Source organism: Oleiphilus sp. HI0117 (assembly GCF_001635235.1).
Map to the genome: position 1 here is coordinate 1 of NZ_LWGA01001255.1, position 2,805 is coordinate 2,805.

Genomic DNA, 2,805 nt, shown 5'->3' on the forward strand with positions numbered 1-2,805 from the left:
TGTGAATTCATATGCCAACATTGGACAAAAGTATTTTTCCTAAGCCTTTCCCAATAAGAATCAGAAAACTCTTTGCTATCGTTTGCTTGACGAAGCAATTCTGTAGTTGCATTCCATTTTTCCAACGCTTTCTTCGGAAAAGCTCCTTCAAATTTATCATCGAATCCATCAATCCTTGTTAAATATAAGCTTTCCGATTCCAAAAGAGAAAGAAACTTTGCAAATGACATAAACCGCCACAAAGTTGCATCACGATCAGGAGGGATGACACCCGTTGCACCATACATTTCATCATCAAGAACATTCAAAATATGTTTATTATTTTCTATATCCATAAATAGTTAATACGCCAACGCTATCCACCTCCGCTCAAAGTACAAGATGGCAGTGTTAGCCTATTTTTCTCCTCAATCGGTTAATTCCATAAGTTATTTTGAACGTAAAGATCATTAGTTTACTGTTAAACAAGACACTAGACTATTAGCATCAATCGGCTTATTGAGCACTTTGAATCCTGACCGTTTGAGACTTATCAATAAGTCTACTTCCGTATCCCCCGTCAGAATAATAATGTTCAAACGCTTTTCTTGAAGCATTATTTTGTTTGCGATATTGATACCTGTCTCTGAATCAGAGAGTCTATTATCCAAGATCACACAATCAAAATTATCAGAGCAATAAACGTTACTTGAGAAGAACTCCTGACCACTGCCAAATGCTTCGACTTCATGCCCAAGAGACTCCAATAAGAGCGTTATGCTATCCCTTACTGAGACATCATCATCAATAACGATAACCTTTAGAGGAGCAGTCTTGTTGGTTTGTTCAAGGTATTCATCAGATCTAGGTTTATATTCAACATATGGTAGCTTTAGAATAAATTCAGTACCCGAATTAGAAGACCTCATGTCTAATGAAACGCCTAGGAGTTCAGACAGCTGCTTTACGATTGCCAAACCTAAGCCGAGTCCTTTACTTCTATCTCGCTCTGGGTTTTCTAGCTGAAAGAACTCTTCAAACACTTTATCTCTAAACTTTTTAGATATACCCTTGCCAGAATCCTTAATACTAATCTTGACCAGGCCGTCATCATCTAATTTGTTTATCGATATCATGATGTCATTAGCCTGAGAATGGTTAATTGCGTTATCAATAATATTGGAAAAGATCCTTCCAAGCAGTTTTCCATCACTATGCACGTAGACACTCTTCAACGATAAATGAAATTTTATCCCTTTAGATAAAGCCTGACCTTCAAACTGATCGGCCATTTCTTGAATGATATTATCAAGTGCAACATGATCATTTTCAGGCGTTATCGCGCGCGCATCAATTTTGGAAAGATCAAGCAGTGAATCAAGCAATTCACGCAAGGCTTTTACTGACGAGTTTAGCTTAGGAAAAATCCTTTTCTGAGTTTCAACTGAGTCCGTATGACTAATCGTATAAGCGAGAAACTCTATCGACTGCAACGGCTGTCGAAGGTCGTGACTAGCGGCGGCTAGAAACTTTGATTTAGATTCACTTGCTTGCAGGGCTTCTTTGCGTTTTTCCTCTGCCACCTTTAATAAATACCTATTTTCATTTCTGAGACGAATGGATTTGTTTAATACAGCACGAGCGTTAATAGCTTGACCATAGCCAATAATTAGACATCCAGATACAAGTGATAAGAATTCCCAAAGATAAGGTGACGAAAGGTATTTGAAGAAGCAAAGGAGAATAAACGGGCTGATAAATGCCAAATAAATTTTGGCGTTCAAACCGACAGCTATTGAAGCAGCAACAATTACGATACTAGTTATTACAAGCATCGCTACAGCCTCTCTAGATTCGCTTAAGTCACCAGTCAGAACTAAAAACGACCAAGTCAAACTATTAGCAATCGCAATCCATATCAACCATTTCTGATTTCTAGATGTCAAACTGCGAGTGGAGACGTTTTCTTTTCGAAATTTCTTATAGAAATAGAACCCAACAGCAACAACTATAGAATTTAAAATAAACCAGGAAAAAGGCCGGAGTAATTCACTAGATATATGATAAACAAGAAGTGTGATTAGCAACCCAGCAGTTATATTCGCAACAGTATTGAATAAGCCAAACTGCTTAAATGTCGTATCAACACTCTCGCGCCAAAAGTCTTCCTGTATCAACGCCTTGTTTCGTTCTTCCATGAACATTCGCTCTTTGTAAGTCCCTATAACTTTAGTAATAGAACTAAAGCTAGCTATGCCTTTTGCCAGATATGACTTGCTAACGTCATCTGATAAATTTCGCGACCATTGTGAGCCTTTTAGGGAAGAAAATAAATGTTAAAAGAAGTTGTTTTTACTGCTAGTGCTTTAGCTTTAATTAGTGGGTGTTCTTTATTCGAAGGAGATGATGATAAAACTGGGACGACCACACCTTTAGTCAATGAAGAAACAGATGATGCACCAGTGTTGCTAACAGGAAGGTTTATAGATTCTCCTGTTCAAGGCTTACGCTACAACGTTTCCAAAAAGCTATACAAAGATAATCCATACTCATCAAGTGAGATAACTTCTAGTGGCGTTACAAATGAAAATGGTGAATATTTTTATAATGAAACCGATGAGAATATTATGTTCTTCATTGGGGGCATGTTGGTTGCCTCGGGGCCGGTCGGACAGATTTTCACCCCATTAGATGTAAACTACGTAAGGCATTCTGAAGATGTAATCTCTGCTTCGAAAGAAGAATATCTACACCCGGATGCGCCTGTTAATTTAGCTAGATTATTACAGACCCTCGATTCCGATGGTTACCCTGAAAATGGCATTA

At 37.9% G+C, this 2,805-nt stretch carries 2 protein-coding genes and 1 pseudogene; 1 reads left to right on the forward strand and 2 read right to left on the reverse strand.

Annotated features, from left to right (window positions below; genetic code table 11):
* Both A3757_RS21885 and A3757_RS21890 read right to left on the reverse strand, forming a co-directional pair.
* Nucleotides 1-335 (reverse strand): annotated as a pseudogene (locus tag A3757_RS21885) (hypothetical protein); the annotation flags it as partial.
* Between the two features lie 114 nt (nucleotides 336-449).
* A complete protein-coding gene (locus A3757_RS21890; protein ID WP_068552702.1) occupies nucleotides 450-2,177 on the reverse strand; it encodes a hybrid sensor histidine kinase/response regulator in 1,728 nt (575 codons plus the stop codon).
* 135 nt (nucleotides 2,178-2,312) lie between these two features.
* Here A3757_RS21890 and A3757_RS21895 point away from each other — a divergent pair.
* The coding region (locus tag A3757_RS21895) for a hypothetical protein (RefSeq protein ID WP_197470212.1) at nucleotides 2,313-2,805 on the forward strand (493 nt) is incomplete at its 3' end.

Excerpts from the sequence above, each read along its gene's own strand:
- A3757_RS21890 (WP_068552702.1), bottom strand. The coding sequence starts at position 2,177 with ATGGAAGAACGAAACAAGGCGTTGATACAGGAAGACTTTTGGCGCGAG.